Origin of the sequence: Mycolicibacterium elephantis DSM 44368, from assembly GCF_004014805.1 — a bacterium.
GTDB classification, from domain to species: Bacteria; Actinomycetota; Actinomycetes; order Mycobacteriales; family Mycobacteriaceae; genus Mycobacterium; species Mycobacterium elephantis.
Genome location: NZ_ATDN01000001.1, coordinates 285,905 through 302,770 on the forward strand (window position 1 = coordinate 285,905; position 16,866 = coordinate 302,770).

Sequence of the window (16,866 nt, forward strand, 5' to 3'; positions counted from 1 at the left end):
CCCGCGGACGCCGATGCCCAGGTCACACGGATATGGCACGCTGAGCGGTGTGACCGCCAACACCGCCCGTCACACCGAGGTCGAGCGCAAGTTTGACGTGCTGGAATTCACTGTTTCGCCCTCCTTCGAGGGCCTCACGATGGTCGCGCGGGTAGAGCGCTCTCCGTCGTACGTCCTCGACGCCGTGTACTACGACACGCCGGGATTTGATCTCGCGGCCCGGCGTGTCACCCTGCGGCGCCGGACGGGTGGTCCCGACGAGGGATGGCACCTCAAGCTGCCCGCCGGGCCGGGCGCTCGAACCGAGGTGCGCGCGCCGCTGGGCGCCGCCGTCGACGAGGTGCCCGCCGAGTTGCGCGACATCGTGTTGGCGATCGTGCGCAACCGGCCGCTGGCGCCGGTCGCGCGGATCACGACGAACCGCACCGTCGACCACCTCTACGACGCCGACGGCGTCGTCATCGCCGAGTTCTGCGACGACGACGTGCGCGCCTGGGCGCAGGGCGGCGAGGACGAGCAGCGCTGGCGGGAGTGGGAGATCGAACTCGCGGAAGGCGCCGGGGATGACGGCCCGGCCCTGCTCGACCGGCTCGCCAACCGGCTGCTCGACGCCGGCGCGGTGCCTGCCGGGCACGGGTCGAAGCTGGCGCGGGTGCTCGCCGGCGCGCAACCCGAAGCCGCCGGGGACGGCGACGACGGCACCGCCGAGCGCGATCCCCTGCACCAGGCGGTGGCCGAGCAGTTCGAGCAGCTGCTGGTGTGGGACCGCGCGGTGCGCGAGGACGCGGATGACTCCGTACACCAGATGCGGGTGGCGACCCGCAAGATCCGCAGCCTGTTGCGGTCGGCCGAGCACGCGTTCGGGGTGGCCGAGGACGCGGAGAACGCGTGGATTCTCGATGAGCTCAAAGCGCTCGCCGGCGTGCTGGGTGTCGCCCGCGACGCCGAGGTGTTGGCCGAACGCTATGAGCGCGCGCTCGACGAGCTGCCCAAGGAGTTGGTGCGCGGGCCGGTGCGTGAACGGCTGGTGGACGGTGCCCGACGGCAGTACGCGGCGGGTCTGCGCCGTTGCCTGCTGGCGATGCGCTCACCGCGCTACTTCAGGCTGCTCGACGGGCTGGAGCGGCTGGTGGCCGCCGAACCGCCGGCGCGGCCGGAGGGGCGTGAACCCGACACGACGACCATCGCGTCGTTGCACAAGCGGCTCCGCAAGGCGGCCAAGGCTGCCGGGGAGGCAGACGAGGACGAAAAGAACGAGGCGCTGCACCGAATCCGCAAGCGGGCCAAGCGTCTTCGCTACACCGCGGCCGCCGTCAGCGCCGACAAGGTTTCCGAGCGCGCCAAGGCCATCCAGACCCTGCTGGGCGAGCACCAGGACAGCGTCGTCAGCCGCGAGCATCTCAGCCGGCAGGCCGAAGCCGCCCACGCCGCCGGCGAGGACACCTTCACCTACGGGCTGCTGTACCAGCGCGAGGACGAACTGGCGCGTCGCTCCCGCGCGCAGCTCGACGACGCGCTCGAGAAGCTGCACAAGGCGATACGCAAGGGCTGACCCCGGGGGCGGATGAGTTGGCCTGTAAGCCGGATTCTGTCCCTCACTGCCGCGTGTGACCACGGCGGTGAGGTGGCGACCATCCATCTGGACACACCGTCACCGGGTGCCTCAAGCGGCCTACCCGCAGGCTCGGGCGAGCAACCCTCGGGCGCCTGCGCGGCCGCAACCAGGTTGCGGCCTTCTTGGCCTTGCTTCGGGTGGGGTTTGCCTAGCCACTCCGGTCACCCGGAGTGCTGGTGCGCTCTTACCGCACCGTTTCACCCTTACCACCGCGATGGTGGCGGTCTGTTTTCTGTGGCACTTTCCCGCGAGTCACCTCGGATTGCCGTTAGCAATCACCCTGCTCTGTGAAGTCCGGACTTTCCTCGAAACCCGGGTCGCCCCGGATCCCGCGGCCGCCCGGCCAACTCATCCGCATGAATAACGTACTGTGCCCCGTGCGGATTCCTCCAGTATGTGAACGGGTTCATACTTGACGGCATGTCGCGGCTGCCTCCGTCCCGCTATCTGATGCGGGCCAAGGATCTGGTCGACGCGCGCTACGCCGAGCCGATCACGGTGGCCGATCTGGCTGCCGCCGCGGGGTTGTCGCGCGCGCACTTCACCCGCATGTTCACCCGCACGTTCGGTGAATCGCCGCGCGCGTACCTGCAGACCCGACGGCTGGAGCGCGCCGCGGCGCTGCTGCGTTACACCGACCGCTCCGTCGCCGAGATCTGCGTCATGGTCGGGTTGCAGAGCGTCGGATCGTTCACGACCAGTTTCGCCCGGGTGTACGGGTTGCCGCCCGCGGCGTACCGGGCCAGCCTGCCGCCGGCCGCGATCCACGCCCGGGTGCCGAACTGCATCCTCAAACGGGACACCCGGCCGCGCGCGGACAGCCGCGTCAAGACAGCACACGGGGAGAAGACGCCCGACGGCGGCTGACCGTACCGTCGAAGCCATGTTGAAGATCGCATGTGCCCACCTTTGGGTTCACGACCAGGATGCCGCGCTGAAGTTCTGGACCGAGAAGGTCGGAATGGAAGTGCGCGAGGATGTTTCGCTGCCCGAAGCCGACTTCCGTTGGCTGACGGTTGGACCGCCCGGCCAGGATGACGTGTCGGTCGTGCTGATGGCCGTGCCAGGGGAACCGCTGATGGACGACGCCACCCGCGCGCAGGTCTTGGACCTGACCGCGAAAGGCTTTGCGGGAACCGTCTTCCTCACCACCGATGACTGCCAGGCGAGCTACGAGAAGATGAAGGCACGCGGCGTCGAGTTCACCGAGGAGCCACACCAGATGCCGTACGGCATCGACTGCGGGTTCCGCGACCCGTCGGGCAACAGCGTGCGTTTGACCCAACGGACCGAGGTCCCCGCCAATACTGGCTAGATGCGCAGGAGCACGGCCGCACTGGGTTCGGCGGCGTTCTTCGTCGTCGCCCCCGGGACGTTCGTCGGGCTGGGCCCGTGGCTGATCACCCGCTGGGAGATCCCTGGGCCCAGCCCGACCGTGCGGGTGATCGTCGGTGCGACGTTGGTCGTGGCCGGTTTGATTCCGCCGATCCACGCCTTCGTCCAATTCGCCAAGGCCGGCGGCACACCGATGCCGGCCGCGCCGACCGAGCGGCTGGTGGTCGAGGGCTTCAACCGCTTCGTGCGCAACCCGATGTACCTCGGGCTGCTCGTGGCGATACTCGGGCAGGCCGTGATGTTCGACAGCCTGTGGTTGGTGCTGTACGCGGCGCTCGGATGGGTCGCCACAGCCTCGTTCGTGCGTTGGTATGAAGAACCGACGCTGGTGCGCACCTACGGCGAACAGTACGAGGAGTACCGCAGCAACGTGCCGGCGTGGACGCCGCGGCTCACGCCGTGGACGCCCTGATACCGGATGTCAGCCGCGGGGCCAGGTCTGGCGCGGTGCGGGCCCGGCCGGAGGAGCGGGCTGAAGCGCGGCGCCCGGAACGGGCGAGTTCTGCCACGCCGCAATGCACAGTCCGAGCCGACCGGGCTTACACCAGCCGCCGGGGCCAGAAACCCCGAGGCTGGTCTGCGCCTGCGACCAGCACACTCCGCTGCGCTGGTCCCACACTTCGCCGGCCGTGCACTGCGCGTCCGCCGCTGGCGCGTTCACCAGCGACGCCGACACCAGCGCGGCGCCGCACACCGAGGCCACCAGGAAGCCTGGCACCATGGTTCGGATTCTCATGTCGATGCTTCTCCGTCGGTTAAGCGATGTTGGTGGATGTCGGAAAGGTGCGGCTGTCACGACGGCGGGGTGATGGTTGTCTGTTCGTCGATCACCTTGGCGGCATCCAGCACCACGTTCTGTTCGTCCTCCAGGCTGTCGCCGTTCAACTGATAGACGAACAGGCCGTCCGCTGCGGGCACGACGACCGTCTTCTGGGCGATGAAGCGCCTCTTGCCGTCGTGCTCGTAGGTGCCGGCGAACTCGACAGCGTCAAAGCCGCTCAACGTGCTCCTGTTCGGTTCTCCCAACGGCTTGAAATCCGCCAGCTCCTCGAGTTGCTGCGGGGCGTACTCGAGGATCTTTTCCGCGTCGACGTTGCCGGTGAGTTTGGAGGCGATCGCGTACATATCGGGCGGATCGTTGGGGTCTTTGGGGTGGTTGTAGCCGATGGCGCCGTAGGCCCAGTCCGGCGTCGCATCGCCGGAGTCGCTCCAGTCGGGCGGCAGCGGGAAATCGACTGTGGGGGTTCCCGGCTCGCCCGGTTTGATCGGCGTCTCGGCGATGTCGTTGTTGACGATGTAGTCGTTGATCGTCTCTTCCTCGCCGGCCTGGGGAGCCGGCGCGGCCGTCGTCGCGGTCTCGGTCGACGTCGAAGTCGTTGTCGTGGAGGCTGTGTCGGTGCTGGAACCACAGCCCCCGAGCCCGAGGCTCAGAGCGACGGCCACAAGTCCCGCCGTTGTCCCTACGGGGAGTTTCTTCATCGGCTTGCTATCTCCTACGGTCGTCTGTCAGAACACGAAAGCAAGATCATCTCGGCGATGAGACTAGGGCCTGCGCGCCGTTTCCGCGCCACATCGCGTCCTCGACACGGAAATCCGCTGCCTCCGCGGCTCATCCGGTGTGCGGGAGATCGACGCGGCTGAGATAGACGTCGGCGAGCTCGTCGAGCGACAGGGGAAGCACGCGCGCCAGCGCCGCGATCGTGGCGAACGCCGGCGTCGGCAACCGGCCGGTCTCGATCTTGCGCAACGTCTCCGGCGAAATCGCCGCCGCTTCAGCCACTTCGGCGAGGGTGCGGCCGCCGCGGGCCTGCCGTAGCTGCTCGCCGATGCGCTTGCCTGCAGCGACTTGTTCTGCGGTCAGGGGAATACGGACCATACGGTCAGCCTACCGCCACCCGGTATGAAAATACCGCTGATTCGCGCTAGGCTGGTATTTTCATACCGATTTGGTTGTTCAGAGGAGGTCAGGGCTGGTGGTCGAGTTGAAGACGCCGCGCGAGATCGCGGCGATGGACGTCACCGGCACGTTCCTGGCCGAACTGCTCGACGATCTCACCGAGCGCGCCCGCCCCGGCGTGAACCTTCTCGACCTCGAGGCCCGCGCCCGCCAGCTGATCGCCGAACGTGGCGCCGAGTCCTGTTATTGGGATTACGCACCGTCGTTCGGGCGCGGGCCGTTTCGCAACGTGATCTGCCTGTCGGTCAACGACGCTGTGCTGCACGGGCTGCCGCACGACTACGTGCTGGCCGACGGCGATCTGCTCAGCATGGACATCGCGGTGTCCATCGACGGCTGGGTCGCCGACTGCGCCCGCAGCATCATCGTCGGAACCCCGCGACCCGAAGACCAACGCCTCATCGAGGCCACCGAGGGGGCCCTCTCGGCGGGTATCGCGGCGGCAGTGCCGGGAAACCGGCTGGGCGACATCTCCGCGGCCATCGGCGCGGTGGCCGCCGATTACGGATACCGGGTGAACACCGATTTCGGCGGCCATGGGCTCGGCCGCACCATGCACGAAGACCCGCACGTGCCCAACGTCGGCCGTCCGGGACGCGGGCTCAGGTTGCGCCCCGGGCTCACCCTCGCGCTCGAGCCGTGGTTCGCCGCGGGCACCGACCGGATCGTCTACGACCCGGACGGCTGGACCCTGCGCTCGGCAGACGGATCCCGTACCGCCCACAGCGAACACACCATCGCGATCACCGACGGTCCGCCGCTGGTCCTCACGAGCCGGGAGCTCGTCGCCGCAGCACGATGATGTTGTCGACCAGGTGTCCCACCTGGCCGTCGGGCCCGGTCGCCTCTCGCTCGGCGGATTCCACCCGCACCCTTTCCCACTGCGTCTCAGGCAGATTCAGCGACGCCACGACCTCGTCCGCGCTGGGGAACTCGTGGTGATGGTGCAACTTCGACGCCCACGGCGGCGGCTCGCCGTGGTCGACGATCAGTAGCAGCCCGCCGGGACGGATCGCCTCGGCGGCCCGCTGGAAGACACGCGTGCGATCGAGCGGCAGCGTGGAGTGCAGGAACTGTGCCGACACCAGATCGAACGTGCCGTCGGGGAACTGCCCGGGCAGATCGGCTTGCCGAAACTCGATCCGATCGCTCAGCCCGCGCTTTTCGGCGTCGGCTGCCGCGCGCTGCAGCGCGGTGTCGGAGATGTCGACACCCACCACCTGCCAACCCCGTTCGGCCAGCCACAGCGCATCGGCCCCTTCTCCGCAGCCCAGATCCAGCGCCCGGCCCGGTGGCAAGCCTGCGGCGACCTCGGCGAGCCGCGCGTTGACCCGTCCACTCCAGACCCGGTCGCGTTCGCCGTAGCGCTCCTCCCAATGTGCTTTGGCGTCAAGCGTTGACATGTCGGCTCCCTCCAGGAACGGCCAGACCGTATTCGTCGGCGACGAGGCTCGAGTGAACGGCTCGTTCCCATGTCGTATCCATGACACCACCTTGCAGACCGGCTGCCAGAATGCCAAGCTGATTTACCATGCAGGCAAACCATGAGGACAGCGTCGATGCCCGGGTGCGGCGCAGGTTGCGCGAACTACGCAATCAGCACGGGCTGACGCTGGAAGAGGTGGCCCGCAGGTCCAACATCGATGTGTCGACGCTGAGCCGGCTCGAATCCGGGAAGCGGCGCCTGGCCCTGGACCATCTCCCCCGCCTGGCCGCCGCGCTGTCGGTGAGCACCGACGAGCTGCTCCGCGAGCCCGAGGCGCCGGATCCGCGCGTTCGGGCCAACTCCCACACTCATCACGGCATCACCTACTGGCCGCTGACCCGACAGCCCGCCGGTGGCCTGCACGCGTACAAGATCCGGATCAGCGCGCGGCGCAAGACCCCGCCCGCCGAACTTCCCGTGCACGAGGGCCAGGACTGGATGTACGTCCTGTCCGGCCGGCTGCGGTTGATACTGGGCGACCGGGATTTCACGGTCGATCCCGGTGAGGCGGTGGAGTTTTCGACGTGGACGCCGCACTGGTTCGGCGCTGTCGACGGTCCCGTCGAGGCCATTACGATCTTCGGCCCGCACGGCGAGCGCCTGCATCTACATGCCTGAGGTGAGATAGTCCGTCTGGTTGACCAGCCGCACGGCCGCCGCGCCGTCGGGATAGAACTCGGCCATCGACAACGAGGCCAGGTCGAGATGCAACCGGTAGAGGATGCCCGGTCCGGCGTCCAGCGCCATGCGCAGCATCGTCTTGATCGGCGTCACGTGCGACACCACCAGCACGGTCTGCCCGCCGCGATCTGCGACGAGCCGGTTCTGCGCGCGACGCACGCGTTGTGCGACGTCGTCGAAACTCTCCCCTCCTGGCGGCAACACCGAGGTGTCGCGCAGCCAGCGGCGGTGGATCTCCGGATCCCGTTCGGACGCCTCGGCGAAGGTCAGCCCTTCCCATGCACCGAAGTCGGTTTCGATCAAATCGTCGTCGACGGCGACGTCGAGGCCGAGGGCTTTGGCCGACACCGCCGCGGTGTCGTAGGCCCGCTGCAGCGGCGAGGTGACGACGGCGTCGATGCCGCCCTTGTCGGCCAGGTACCGCGCGGCAAGTTCGGCCTGCCGGCGACCGGCCTCGGTGAGCCCGGGGTTGCCGCGGCCGGAATAGCGGCGCTGCGTGGACAAATCGGTCTGACCGTGGCGAAGCAACAGAAACCGCGTCGGCTCGCCACGCGCACCGGTCCAGCCGGCCGGCGACCCCTGAGCAGCGACGTTGGACGGGTTGGAAGGGTTGGAGGGGTTGTCGGTGCGCGCGGCGGCGTCCATCGCCTCATTGGCCAACCGGTCGGCGTGTGAGTTCTCCGACCGGGCAATCCACTCGAAGCTGACCTGGTCGAATCGGTCCGACAGCGCCTTGGCCCGCTGGTACAGCAGCGCCAGATCAGGATGCTTGACTCGCCAGCGGCCCGACATCTGTTCCACCACCAGCTTGGAGTCCATGCGCACCGTGACCTCGGAGGCGCCCAGCTCTGCGGCCTTCTCCAAACCTGCGATCAGGCCGCGGTATTCGGCGACGTTGTTGGTGGCGTGGCCGATCGCCTGCTTGATCTCGGCGAGCTTCGCGGTGTGGTCCGCAGACCAGACAACCGCGCCGTAGCCCGCGGGCCCGGGGTTGCCGCGGGATCCGCCGTCGGCCTCGACTATGACTTTCATGCGCCGGTTCCGTTGAGCCGCAACAGGATCGCCCCACACTCCGGGCAGCGCAGCAGATCGTCGTCGGCGGCCGCCGAGATGCGGGCCAGCTCGCCCTTGTCGATCTCGATCCGGCAGGCGCCGCAACGTCGGCCCTGCAGCAGGCCCGCACCCGCGCCGCTGCGTTCACGCTGGCGCTCGTACAAGGCGACCAGATCGGGATTCAGCCCGGAGATGAGTTCGTCTCGGCGCGAGACGCTTTGGTGGCGCTGCTGGTCGAGTTCGGCCCTGGCGTCGTCGCAGGCCCTCTGGGCGTCGCTGAGCGTGCTTTGCAGGTCGTCGATCTCGGCCAATGCGGACTCCTGGTCGCGCTGTAGTTCTTCGCGCCGTTCCATCACCTCCAGCAGGGAGTCCTCCAGCGCGGCCTGACGGCGCTCCAGGGTCTGCAACTCGTGTTGTAGTTCGGTGAGCTGTTTGGCGTCCACGCTGCCGTCGGCGAGCAGGCGCCGGTCGCGGTCCTCGCGCTGCCGGACGCCGTCGATCTCGGTCTCGAACTTGGCGATCTGCTCGTCGAGATCGTCGATCGCGATCTGCAGCGCCGCCAGCCTGTCGTTGGCCTCGCGCAGCGTGGCCTGGACCTCTTCGAGACGCTGTTGCTCGGCCAGGTTCTTGGCCCGGTGCTCGAGCCGGGTCAGCGCGGCGTCGAGCTCGGCCAGTTCGAGCAACGAACGTTGTTGGGCTACTTCAGCTTTCATGACTCGTTCTCTCGACATTCCACGGATCGGTTCGGATCGCCGATACCCGCACGGTGAGCGCCTCACCGAAATGGTCACGCAGCAGCCCTGCGGCCTGGTGACACCACGGATACTCACTGGCCCAGTGCGCCACGTCGATCAGCGCCACGTCGGATGCACGCCGGTGCTCGTCGGCGGGGTGATGACGCAGATCGGCGGTGACGTACGCCTGCACGCCGGCGCCCGCGACGACGTCGAGCAGGGAGTCGCCCGCTCCACCGCACACCGCCACCCGCGACACCCGGGTGTCGGCGTCTCCACACGCCCGCACCCCCCACGACGTGGCCGGTAGCGCGTCGTGCACGCGAGAAACGAACGCCGACAACGGCTCCGGCCGCGACAACACACCGACCCGGCCGAGACCGACATTTCCCGGCACGGGCGCCAGGGTGAAGATGTCGAACGCCGGTTCCTCGTAGGGGTGCGCCGAGCGCAGCGCGGCGAGCACATGAGGGCGCCGCCCGGCGGGCGCGATCACCTCCACCCGATCCTCGCGCACGCGTTCGACGCTGCCCACGCTGCCGATCGCCGGTGTGGCGCCGTCGTGGGGCAGGAACTGTCCGGTGCCGGTCACGCTCCAACTGCAGTGCGAATAGTCGCCGATCTGTCCGGCGCCGGCGTCGAACATCGCCGTGCGCACCGCATCGGCGTCGTCGACGGGGACGAACACCACCCACTTGTCCAGGTCGGGACCGGTGGGGGTCGGCGCGAGGACCTCTTCCACGGTGAGGTTCAGCGCCTGCGCGAGCGCGTCGGACACCCCCGGGGAGGCCGCGTCGGCGTTGGTGTGTGCGGTGAACAGGGACCGCCGGGTCCGGATCATCTGATGGATCAGGGCGCCTTTGGCCGTGTCGGCGGCCACGGTGTCGACACCGCGCAGCAGCAGCGGGTGGTGCGCGAGCAGCAGGCCGCCCTCGGGCACCTCGGCGACGACGGCCGCGGTCGCGTCGACCGCGACCGTGACGGCCTCGACCGTCTCCGCGGGGTCGCCGCACACCAGGCCCACCGAATCCCAGTCCTGCGCCAGCCCGGGCGGATAGGCCGTTTCGAGCACGTCGATGATGTCGGCCAACCGCACGCTCATCCCAGCACCTCCGCAATCGCGGCGACCAGCGCCGGCCACTCCGGGCGCACCGCCACGCGCAGGTACTGGCCTTCCAGGCCGACGAACGTGTCGCAGCGACGCACGGCAATTCCTCTGCTGTACAGATGTTTTCGCATCAACGCTGCATCTCCGACCGAGATCAGGACGAACGGGGCGCAGCCGTCGACGACATTGACGCCGATGCTAGCCAAACCGGCGACCATCTCGGCGCGCAGCTCGACGAGCCGGCGGGCCCCGCGCTCGGCCTCCGCGACCGCCTCGGCCGAGCTGCACGCGGCGATCGCCTCCAGCTGCAGCGTGCCCAGCGGCCAATGCGCACGTCGTGCCGTCATCCGGTCCAGCACCTCGGCCGGGCCCAGCGCGTAGCCGACCCGCAGCCCGGCCAGCGCCCACGTCTTGGTCAGGCTGCGCAGCACCACCACGTCCGGCAGCGACCGGCCCGCCAGCGACTCGGACTCCCCCGGCACCGCATCGGCGAACGCCTCGTCGACCACCACGATGCGGCCCGGCCGCCGCAGCGCCAGCACCTGCTCGCGGGGATGCAGCACCGATGTGGGGTTGGTGGGGTTCGCGACGACGACCAGGTCGGCCTCCTCGGGCACCGACGCGTCGGCCAGGCCGAACGGTGGCGGGAGCACGACGTGCTCGAAGGGCACCGCCGCCGCGCCCAGCGCGGCCTCGGGTTCGGTGAACGACGGCTGGATCAGCGCGGCCAGCCGGGGCCGCAGGTCGGCCAGCAGCGCGAACCCTTCCGCCGCCCCGGCGAGCAGCGCGACCTCGTCGATGCTGCGCCCGTGCCTGGCCGCGACCGCCGCGACCGCCCGCTGCTCGTCGGCGGTGCCGGGATAGCGGGCGAGATCGGGCAGCCGGCCCGCCAGGCGGTCGACGAGCCAGGTGGGGGGCTCGTCGGTGCGGACGTTCACGGCGAAGTCGAGCATGCCGGGGGCCGCGGCCTGATCGCCGTGATAGCGGGCGCCCGCACGCGTCGCACCGAGGAAAGGACTCGCCACAACACGACCCTAGTGCGCCGGACCACGCGGTTCTGCGATCGGGGAGAATGGTGCCGTGACCGACATGTTGGCCCGCACCGCTGCGGGAACTCGCCCGCATCTGGTGATCTTCGACCTCGACGGCACCCTGACCGATTCGGCTCAGGGCATCGTCTCGAGCTTTCGCCATGCGCTGACCTCGGTCGGCGCCGATGTCCCCGATGGGGACCTGGCCGGCATGGTGGTGGGCCCGCCGATGCATCACACGCTTCAGGAACTGGGGCTGGGTGAGCGTACCGACGCCGCGATCGCCGCCTACCGGTCCGACTACCGGGCGCGCGGCTGGGCGATCAACCGGCTGTTCGACGGCATCCCCGCGCTGCTTGCCGACCTGCGGGCCGCCGGCGCGCGGCTGGCGGTGGCCACCTCCAAGGCCGAGCCGACGGCGCAGCGCATCCTGGCCCATTTCGGTCTCGACGACCACTTCGAGGTGATCGCCGGCGCCAGCGTCGACGGCTCACGGGCGTTGAAGGCCGATGTGGTCGCGCACGCGGTGGCTCAGCTGGCGCCGCTGCCCGAACGCGTCCTGATGGTCGGCGACCGCTCCCACGACGTCGAGGGCGCGGCCGAACACGGCATCGACACCGTCGTGGTCGGATGGGGTTACGGCCGCGGGGATTTCGACGACCCCGACAGCCCTGCCGCGCTGGCCCACGTGTCGACCGTCGAAGAGTTGCGTGAGGTGCTGGGTGTCTGACCTGCTGCACGTGACGTTCGTCTGCTCCGGCAACATCTGCCGGTCGCCGATGGCGGAGAAGATGTTCGCCCACCAGATCAGCGAGCGCGGCCTGTCCGAAGCGGTTCTGGTGACCAGCGCGGGAACCGGCGGCTGGCATGCCGGTGCGCCCGCCGACCGGCGGGCCACCCACGTGCTGCGCGCGCACGGCTACCCCACCACGCACCGTGCCGCTCAGGTCGACGACCACCATATGTCCGCCGACCTCGTCGTCGCGCTGGGCCGCAACCACGTCCGGATCCTGCGCGAACTCGGGGTGCCCGACGAGCGGATCCGGATGCTGCGGTCGTTCGATCCGCGGTCGGGCGCCTACGCACTCGACGTGGAAGACCCCTACTACGGCGATCACGACGACTTCGAAGAGGTGTTCCGCGTCATCGAGACGGCGCTGCCCGGCCTGCACGCGTGGGTCGACGAACAGCTGACCGCGAGGGGGATCGCAAGCTGATGCGACGCTGGGCGTTCCTGCTGCGGCCATCGTGGCTGGCCCTGTTCGTCGTGGTGCTGGCGTTCACCTACCTGTGCTTCACGGTGCTCGCACCGTGGCAGCTCGGCAAGAACACCAAGACATCTCGCGAGAACGCCCAGATCGCGCAGTCGCTGAAGGCCGACCCGGTGCCCGTCACATCGCTTCTGCCGAACCAGGATTCGGCGGCCCCGGATGCGCAGTGGCGCCTTGTCACGGCCACCGGACGCTACCTGCCCGAAGGCCAGGTGCTGGCGCGGTTGCGGGTGGTCGAAGGGGAACCGGCGTTCGAGGTGCTGGTGCCGTTCGCCGTCGACGACGGTCCGACCGTGCTGGTCAACCGCGGCTACGTGCGACCGGTCGAGGGTTCGCGGGTACCGGAGATCGCGCCTGTGCCGGACGGCGAGGTGACGGTCGTCGCCAGGTTGCGCGACTCGGAGGGCCTGGCCCGCGGCAAGGAGCCCATGCCCCAGGACGGGGTGCAGCAGGTGTATTCGATCAACACCGAGCAGATCTCGCAGCTCACGGGCGTCCCGCTGACCGGCTCGTACCTGCAGCTCATCGGTGATCAGCCGGGCGGGTTGGGCGAACTCGCGCTGCCGCATCTGGATGCCGGGCCGTTCCTGTCCTACGGCATCCAGTGGATCGCGTTCGGCATCATCGCCCCGCTGGGCCTCGGGTACTTCGTGTACGCCGAAATACGTCAACGCCGACGGGACAAAGCCGCAAAGGACGCCGCGGCGGCCGCGCCGGATGCGCCGGTCAGCACCGAGGACAAGCTCGCCGACCGTTACGGCCGGCGGCGGTGACCGCGCAGGCGATGACCGCGGCGGCCACCTGTACGGCACGCGACAGCCGCACCGCCCGCGCGAGGTCGTGAACCCGCGGCGACGGGCCCTCCCCGAGCGTCGGCCGGATCTCGAGTTGGTGCGCGTACTGGGTGGGTCCGCCCAGCCGTACCCCGAGCGCTCCGGCGAAGGCGGCTTCGACCACGCCCGCGTTCGGGCTGGGATGACGGCCCGCGTCGCGGCGCCACGCCCGCAACGCCGCAACCGGTGATCCCCCGACCAGCGGTGCGCACACCGCCACCAGCACCGCCGTCACACGCGCCGGCACGTAATTGATGACGTCATCGAATCGCGCTGCCGCCCAACCGAATCGGACGTATCGCGGAGACCGGTTGCCGATCATGGCGTCGAGCGTGTTGGCCCCGCGGTACACCAGCACCGCGGGCACGCCGCCGACGGCGGCCCACCACAGCGGCGCCACCTGCGCGTCGGAGGTGTTCTCGGCGACCGACTCCACCGCTGCCCGGGTCAGCCCGGAGCTGTCGAGCACGGCGGGATCGCGCCCGCACAGCGAGGGCAGCACGCGCCGGGCGGCGTCCAGGTCGCCGGCACGCAGATGGTCGGCCATCACGGTGCCGGTCCTGCTCAACGACGTGCCTCCGAGCGCGACGAACACCGCGGCCGCCGTCGCCGCCGCGCGGCCGGCCGGGCCCCGGCGCGTACCGACGCGGTCGGCCGCCAGGCCCAACGCGCCGAGCACGGCCAGCACTCCGGTGTGAAGTGCGCCGGCAGCCCGCGAGTCCCGGTACGTCACGCGCTCCAAAGCCGCTGCACCGCGGCCGAACAGCGCCACCGGATGCCCACGACGCGGATCACCCAGTAACCCGTCGGCGATGGCGCCGGCCGCGAGCCCCGCTGCGCGCTCGCAAGTTGTCGACGCAAACACTTCGGGAGCGTCTCACATAGTGGTCTACTAGAAGTCATGAGGCTGGGACCACCGCGACACCCGCGCAAAGTCGTCGATCTGATCAACCCCGCGGCGGCGTTGCTGCCCGCCGCGAACGTGATCATGCAGTTGTCGCTGCCCGGCGTGGGGTACGGCGTGCTGGAGAGCCCGGTGGACAGCGGCAACGTCTACAAGCGCCCGTTCAAACGCGCCCGCACCACCGGCACGTACCTGGCCGTCGCGACGATGGGCACTCGGGCCGACCGCGAGCTGATCCGCCGCGAGGTCGACCGGGTGCATGCGATGGTTCGGTCGACCGACTCAAGTCCGGTGTCATACAGGGCGTTTGACCCGCGGCTGCAGCTCTGGGTCGCCGCCTGCCTGTATCGCTACTACGTCGATCAGCACGAGTTCCTGTACGGCCCCCTCGATGACGAGGCCGCCGATGCGGTGTACCGGGACGCCAGGAGGCTCGGCACCACGCTGCAGGTCCGCGCGGAGACGTGGCCGCCCGACCGGGCCGCGTTCGACGAGTACTGGAAGCGGTCGTTGGACGAACTGCGCATCGACGAGCCGGTGCGCGAACACCTGCACGGCGTCGCCGCGATGGCGATGCTGCCTGCGCCGCTGCGGTTGCTCGCCGGCCGGTTCAACCTGTTCGCGACGACGGGGTTTCTCCCGCCTGAGTTTCGCGAACACATGCGGCTGCGGTGGGGCGCCGGCCAACAGCGCCTGTTCGATCGGCTGCTGACCGTGCTGCGCATCACCGATCGGGTGGTGCCGCGGGAGGTGTGGCTGTTGGGCTACCAGCTGTACCTGTGGGACATGCGGATGCGCGCACGCCGCGGCAAGCGCGTCGTCTAGCGGTCCGCCCGCACGCTGCACAGCAAATTAACGTCTACGTCATCCTAATCACCCCGCGAGGCCGTACCCGGTGTTACCGTCTTTGCCGGCGGACCTTCGTGACGTTCGCTTCACCAGATCGCCGGTGGAATCAGGGCAAGGAGCAAGATGGCCGACGAGCGAACCCATGGGCAGCACCGCGGGTGGGTCCGCATCGGCGCGGCAACCGCGGGGCTGAGCGTAGCGCTGGTGTTCGGGCCGGGCGTCGCGCTGGCCGCGCCGGGCACCTCGACCGACACCTCGACCGAGACCGCCAGCACGGACAGCTTCGCAGGAGCCGGCCGCCCGAGTTCCGGTGAGGCGGCCACGACCCCGGACGCCGAGACGCCCGACGCGGAGTCCCTCACCGAAACCTCCGCCGTTGACGACGACACCAGCGAGCCCGTCGACGCGATCGATTCACCGCTCGACACCGCGGAGGACGAGGCGGACGTCGACACCGAGACCGACACGGCGGCCGAGGCCGACACCGCGAGTGCGCCGACTGAGGCCGTCGATCCGGCGGGTTCGTTGCCGGCCGAATCGGTCACAGCAGAGCGTCGCGACTCCGCGCTTCCGCCGGCCGCCGCATCGACGACGCCTGCGCCGGTGGTGTCGTCGTCCACCATGGCCGACGAAAACGGCGAGGCACGGCCGTCGACCGAATTCGACTCGGCTGTCATCGCCGCGGCTGCGATCGTCACGGGTCCCGAGCCCGCCGCGCAGGCCGCCCCCGAGCCTGTCACGGTGGTCCTGGACGTCATCACCGTGCAAGAGGTGCGGCCCAACCTGTTCCGGACCGTGACCCTGGGCGTGTTGGGTCTGCTGGGTTTCAACCCGGACGCCACCGGTCCCTCGCCCAACCCGTTGGTCCCGGTGCTGGACGCGATCTGGGGTCTGTACCGGCGCATCGAGACGGGCGTCGCCAATGTCCTTGAGAGGTTCGGCTTTCCGGCCACTCAGGTCACCACGACGTACGTGACCACGCTGGTCATCCCGACGATCTACACCGCCGACGACCTGCTCGGCGTGCCCCGCGAGTTCGCCGGGGCATACAGCTCCGAGCTCGACCAGCACTTCCTGATCGACACGGCGCGCGACATCACCACCTACACCGCGGTCACCTACGTGTCCGGCGCCATGCACTATCCGGTCGACGCGCCCGGGGACATCGTCGTGTTCACCTCCGGGTGGGATCCGTCGACGGTGTCCGCGCACGCGAATGCGGCCGTGGTGTATGACTTCTATGTCACCACGCTCGCGCACGACTCGTTCGACGACGCCGGCGCACCGATCGCCGTCACGGTCATCTCCCACGACTTCAACAATGCGTACTGGTATCGGACGTACCAGGTGTTCGTGTTCGGGCACGACTTCGAAAGCGCGCTGGACATCGTCGCGCACGAGTACACCCACGCCGTCATCGACAGCGTCGTCAAGGGCCGGCACGGCGAGATCCTCGGGCAGGACGACCAGTCAACAGCGTTGGAGGAGGCCTACTCCGACATCCTGGGCAGCCTGATCGAGGGCAAGGCCGGACCGGATCGATGGCTGATCGCCGAGGACTACGGTTGCGCGTCGCCGCGGGCCCACGGGTGCGCGATCCGCAACCTCGCCGATCCGGGATCGTTGGGTACCTACGCGCATTACAACCAGTTCGTTCCGGGCGGCAGCGCGCACCGCAACAGCACGATCTTCAGCCACGCGGCGTACCGGATGATGACCGACGCCGACACCGCAGGCGTGTCGGACGAGACCTGGGCTCGGGTGTTCTACGGCTCGCTGTACCGGCTCACCCCGGGCGCGTCGTTCACCGACGCGGCGACGGCCGTGTTCGCCGAAGCCGAAGCGCTCGGGTTCGACGCCGACGAACTAGCCGCGGTTCGGCGGGCCTACAGCGATGTCGGTATCGCCGTGCCCGACACCGCAGGGGCGATCGCGGTCTGACCCTTTGG

The 16,866-nt window shown here is 69.4% G+C and carries 20 protein-coding genes and 1 other RNA gene; 11 read left to right on the forward strand and 10 right to left on the reverse strand.

Annotation, left to right across the window (positions count from 1 at the left end):
* Positions 1–13 precede the first annotated feature (13 nt).
* The gene (locus tag MELE44368_RS01305) at positions 14–1,552 is read left to right on the forward strand and encodes a CYTH and CHAD domain-containing protein (protein WP_128106805.1); all 1,539 of its coding nucleotides are present in this window, start codon (positions 14–16) and stop codon (positions 1,550–1,552) included.
* Between the two features lie 9 nt (positions 1,553–1,561).
* On the opposite strand, the gene rnpB is transcribed toward MELE44368_RS01305, so the two are convergent.
* Positions 1,562–1,966: RNase P RNA component class A (gene rnpB, locus MELE44368_RS01310), an RNA gene on the reverse strand.
* Positions 1,967–2,035: 69 nt separating this feature from the next.
* On the opposite strand from rnpB, the gene MELE44368_RS01315 reads away from it, so the two are divergent.
* The 3 genes from MELE44368_RS01315 to MELE44368_RS01325 are packed head-to-tail and all read left to right on the forward strand — an operon-like array spanning position 2,036 to position 3,422.
* On the forward strand, positions 2,036–2,482 hold the full coding sequence (locus MELE44368_RS01315; protein ID WP_046751493.1) for a helix-turn-helix domain-containing protein: 447 nt from the start codon (positions 2,036–2,038) through the stop codon (positions 2,480–2,482).
* Between the two features lie 16 nt (positions 2,483–2,498).
* Positions 2,499–2,930, forward strand: a complete 432-nt coding sequence (locus MELE44368_RS01320) for a VOC family protein (RefSeq protein ID WP_128106806.1) — start codon at positions 2,499–2,501, stop codon at positions 2,928–2,930.
* Positions 2,931–3,422: a methyltransferase family protein gene (locus MELE44368_RS01325; RefSeq protein WP_128106807.1), complete on the forward strand. Its 492-nt coding sequence runs from the start codon at positions 2,931–2,933 to the stop codon at positions 3,420–3,422.
* A 9-nt stretch (positions 3,423–3,431) separates the two neighbouring features.
* Here MELE44368_RS01325 and MELE44368_RS01330 read toward each other — a convergent pair whose 3' ends face one another.
* From MELE44368_RS01330 to MELE44368_RS01340, 3 genes are all read right to left on the reverse strand, one after another.
* A complete protein-coding gene (locus tag MELE44368_RS01330; protein WP_128106808.1) occupies positions 3,432–3,746 on the reverse strand; it encodes a hypothetical protein in 315 nt (104 codons plus the stop codon).
* Positions 3,747–3,802: 56 nt separating this feature from the next.
* Positions 3,803–4,453 (reverse strand): envelope biogenesis lipoprotein LpqN, encoded by a 651-nt coding sequence (gene lpqN, locus MELE44368_RS01335; RefSeq protein ID WP_306439130.1) that lies wholly within the window; start codon positions 4,451–4,453, stop codon positions 3,803–3,805.
* 166 nt (positions 4,454–4,619) lie between these two features.
* Positions 4,620–4,886 carry a helix-turn-helix domain-containing protein gene (locus tag MELE44368_RS01340; RefSeq protein ID WP_128106809.1) on the reverse strand — a complete coding sequence of 89 codons (267 nt, stop codon included), beginning with the start codon at positions 4,884–4,886 and terminating at the stop codon, positions 4,620–4,622.
* Positions 4,887–4,983: 97 nt separating this feature from the next.
* Between MELE44368_RS01340 and map the strand changes: the two genes are divergently transcribed.
* The gene (gene map, locus MELE44368_RS01345; protein WP_128106810.1) at positions 4,984–5,769 is read left to right on the forward strand and encodes a type I methionyl aminopeptidase; all 786 of its coding nucleotides are present in this window, start codon (positions 4,984–4,986) and stop codon (positions 5,767–5,769) included.
* On the opposite strand, the gene MELE44368_RS01350 is transcribed toward map, so the two are convergent.
* Complete coding sequence (locus MELE44368_RS01350) at positions 5,735–6,370, reverse strand: class I SAM-dependent methyltransferase (protein WP_128106811.1); 636 nt, start codon at positions 6,368–6,370, stop codon at positions 5,735–5,737. The two genes, map and MELE44368_RS01350, sit on opposite strands and share 35 nt — an antisense overlap.
* A 128-nt stretch (positions 6,371–6,498) precedes the next feature.
* Here MELE44368_RS01350 and MELE44368_RS01355 point away from each other — a divergent pair, with 128 nt between their 5' ends.
* Complete coding sequence (locus MELE44368_RS01355) at positions 6,499–7,071, forward strand: type II toxin-antitoxin system RelB family anti-toxin (protein ID WP_128106812.1); 573 nt, start codon at positions 6,499–6,501, stop codon at positions 7,069–7,071.
* Here the strand turns inward: MELE44368_RS01355 and MELE44368_RS01360 are convergent.
* Genes MELE44368_RS01360 through cobC form a run of 4 tightly spaced genes read right to left on the reverse strand, consistent with a single transcriptional unit; the run spans position 7,060 to position 11,054 of the window.
* Positions 7,060–8,166, reverse strand: coding sequence for a bifunctional RNase H/acid phosphatase (locus tag MELE44368_RS01360; protein ID WP_128106813.1), 1,107 nt, complete (start codon positions 8,164–8,166; stop codon positions 7,060–7,062). The genes MELE44368_RS01355 and MELE44368_RS01360 overlap by 12 nt on opposite strands.
* Positions 8,163–8,900: a zinc ribbon domain-containing protein gene (locus tag MELE44368_RS01365; protein WP_128106814.1), complete on the reverse strand. Its 738-nt coding sequence runs from the start codon at positions 8,898–8,900 to the stop codon at positions 8,163–8,165. Before MELE44368_RS01365 ends, MELE44368_RS01360 begins: the two co-directional genes overlap by 4 nt.
* Entirely contained in the window at positions 8,890–10,023 is a 1,134-nt protein-coding gene (locus MELE44368_RS01370; RefSeq protein WP_064890390.1) for a Nif3-like dinuclear metal center hexameric protein, read from the reverse strand. Before MELE44368_RS01370 ends, MELE44368_RS01365 begins: the two co-directional genes overlap by 11 nt.
* A complete protein-coding gene (gene cobC / locus MELE44368_RS01375; protein ID WP_064890396.1) occupies positions 10,020–11,054 on the reverse strand; it encodes an Rv2231c family histidinol phosphate aminotransferase CobC in 1,035 nt (344 codons plus the stop codon). Before cobC ends, MELE44368_RS01370 begins: the two co-directional genes overlap by 4 nt.
* A gap of 64 nt (positions 11,055–11,118) precedes the next feature.
* Here cobC and MELE44368_RS01380 point away from each other — a divergent pair, with 64 nt between their 5' ends.
* The 3 genes from MELE44368_RS01380 to MELE44368_RS01390 are packed head-to-tail and all read left to right on the forward strand — an operon-like array spanning position 11,119 to position 13,104.
* Positions 11,119–11,790, forward strand: coding sequence for an HAD-IA family hydrolase (locus tag MELE44368_RS01380; protein WP_128107003.1), 672 nt, complete (start codon positions 11,119–11,121; stop codon positions 11,788–11,790).
* A complete protein-coding gene (locus MELE44368_RS01385; RefSeq protein WP_046751479.1) occupies positions 11,783–12,277 on the forward strand; it encodes a low molecular weight protein-tyrosine-phosphatase in 495 nt (164 codons plus the stop codon). Before MELE44368_RS01380 ends, MELE44368_RS01385 begins: the two co-directional genes overlap by 8 nt.
* Entirely contained in the window at positions 12,277–13,104 is an 828-nt protein-coding gene (locus MELE44368_RS01390; RefSeq protein WP_128106815.1) for an SURF1 family cytochrome oxidase biogenesis protein, read from the forward strand. The genes MELE44368_RS01385 and MELE44368_RS01390 overlap by 1 nt, the downstream gene beginning before the upstream one ends.
* Here MELE44368_RS01390 and MELE44368_RS01395 read toward each other — a convergent pair.
* Positions 13,058–14,029, reverse strand: a complete 972-nt coding sequence (locus tag MELE44368_RS01395; protein ID WP_128106816.1) for a cobalamin biosynthesis protein — start codon at positions 14,027–14,029, stop codon at positions 13,058–13,060. The genes MELE44368_RS01390 and MELE44368_RS01395 overlap by 47 nt on opposite strands.
* A 36-nt stretch (positions 14,030–14,065) precedes the next feature.
* Between MELE44368_RS01395 and MELE44368_RS01400 the strand changes: the two genes are divergently transcribed.
* Positions 14,066–14,893 carry an oxygenase MpaB family protein gene (locus MELE44368_RS01400; RefSeq protein WP_128106817.1) on the forward strand — a complete coding sequence of 276 codons (828 nt, stop codon included), beginning with the start codon at positions 14,066–14,068 and terminating at the stop codon, positions 14,891–14,893.
* A 147-nt stretch (positions 14,894–15,040) separates the two neighbouring features.
* Positions 15,041–16,858 (forward strand): M4 family metallopeptidase, encoded by a 1,818-nt coding sequence (locus tag MELE44368_RS01405; protein WP_128106818.1) that lies wholly within the window; start codon positions 15,041–15,043, stop codon positions 16,856–16,858.
* The last annotated feature ends 8 nt before the right edge of the window (positions 16,859–16,866 follow it).

Coding starts and splice junctions, on each gene's coding strand:
- MELE44368_RS01305 (WP_128106805.1), top strand. CDS start 14: ATGCCCAGGTCACACGGATATGGCACGCTGAGCGGTGTGACCGCCAAC.
- MELE44368_RS01315 (WP_046751493.1), top strand. CDS start 2,036: ATGTCGCGGCTGCCTCCGTCCCGCTATCTGATGCGGGCCAAGGATCTG.
- MELE44368_RS01320 (WP_128106806.1), top strand. CDS start 2,499: ATGTTGAAGATCGCATGTGCCCACCTTTGGGTTCACGACCAGGATGCC.
- MELE44368_RS01325 (WP_128106807.1), top strand. CDS start 2,931: ATGCGCAGGAGCACGGCCGCACTGGGTTCGGCGGCGTTCTTCGTCGTC.
- MELE44368_RS01330 (WP_128106808.1), bottom strand. CDS start 3,746: ATGAGAATCCGAACCATGGTGCCAGGCTTCCTGGTGGCCTCGGTGTGC.
- MELE44368_RS01340 (WP_128106809.1), bottom strand. CDS start 4,886: ATGGTCCGTATTCCCCTGACCGCAGAACAAGTCGCTGCAGGCAAGCGC.
- MELE44368_RS01350 (WP_128106811.1), bottom strand. CDS start 6,370: ATGTCAACGCTTGACGCCAAAGCACATTGGGAGGAGCGCTACGGCGAA.
- MELE44368_RS01355 (WP_128106812.1), top strand. CDS start 6,499: ATGCAGGCAAACCATGAGGACAGCGTCGATGCCCGGGTGCGGCGCAGG.
- MELE44368_RS01360 (WP_128106813.1), bottom strand. CDS start 8,166: ATGAAAGTCATAGTCGAGGCCGACGGCGGATCCCGCGGCAACCCCGGG.
- MELE44368_RS01365 (WP_128106814.1), bottom strand. CDS start 8,900: ATGAAAGCTGAAGTAGCCCAACAACGTTCGTTGCTCGAACTGGCCGAG.
- MELE44368_RS01370 (WP_064890390.1), bottom strand. CDS start 10,023: ATGAGCGTGCGGTTGGCCGACATCATCGACGTGCTCGAAACGGCCTAT.
- MELE44368_RS01380 (WP_128107003.1), top strand. CDS start 11,119: ATGTTGGCCCGCACCGCTGCGGGAACTCGCCCGCATCTGGTGATCTTC.
- MELE44368_RS01390 (WP_128106815.1), top strand. CDS start 12,277: ATGCGACGCTGGGCGTTCCTGCTGCGGCCATCGTGGCTGGCCCTGTTC.
- MELE44368_RS01400 (WP_128106817.1), top strand. CDS start 14,066: ATGAGGCTGGGACCACCGCGACACCCGCGCAAAGTCGTCGATCTGATC.
- MELE44368_RS01405 (WP_128106818.1), top strand. CDS start 15,041: ATGGCCGACGAGCGAACCCATGGGCAGCACCGCGGGTGGGTCCGCATC.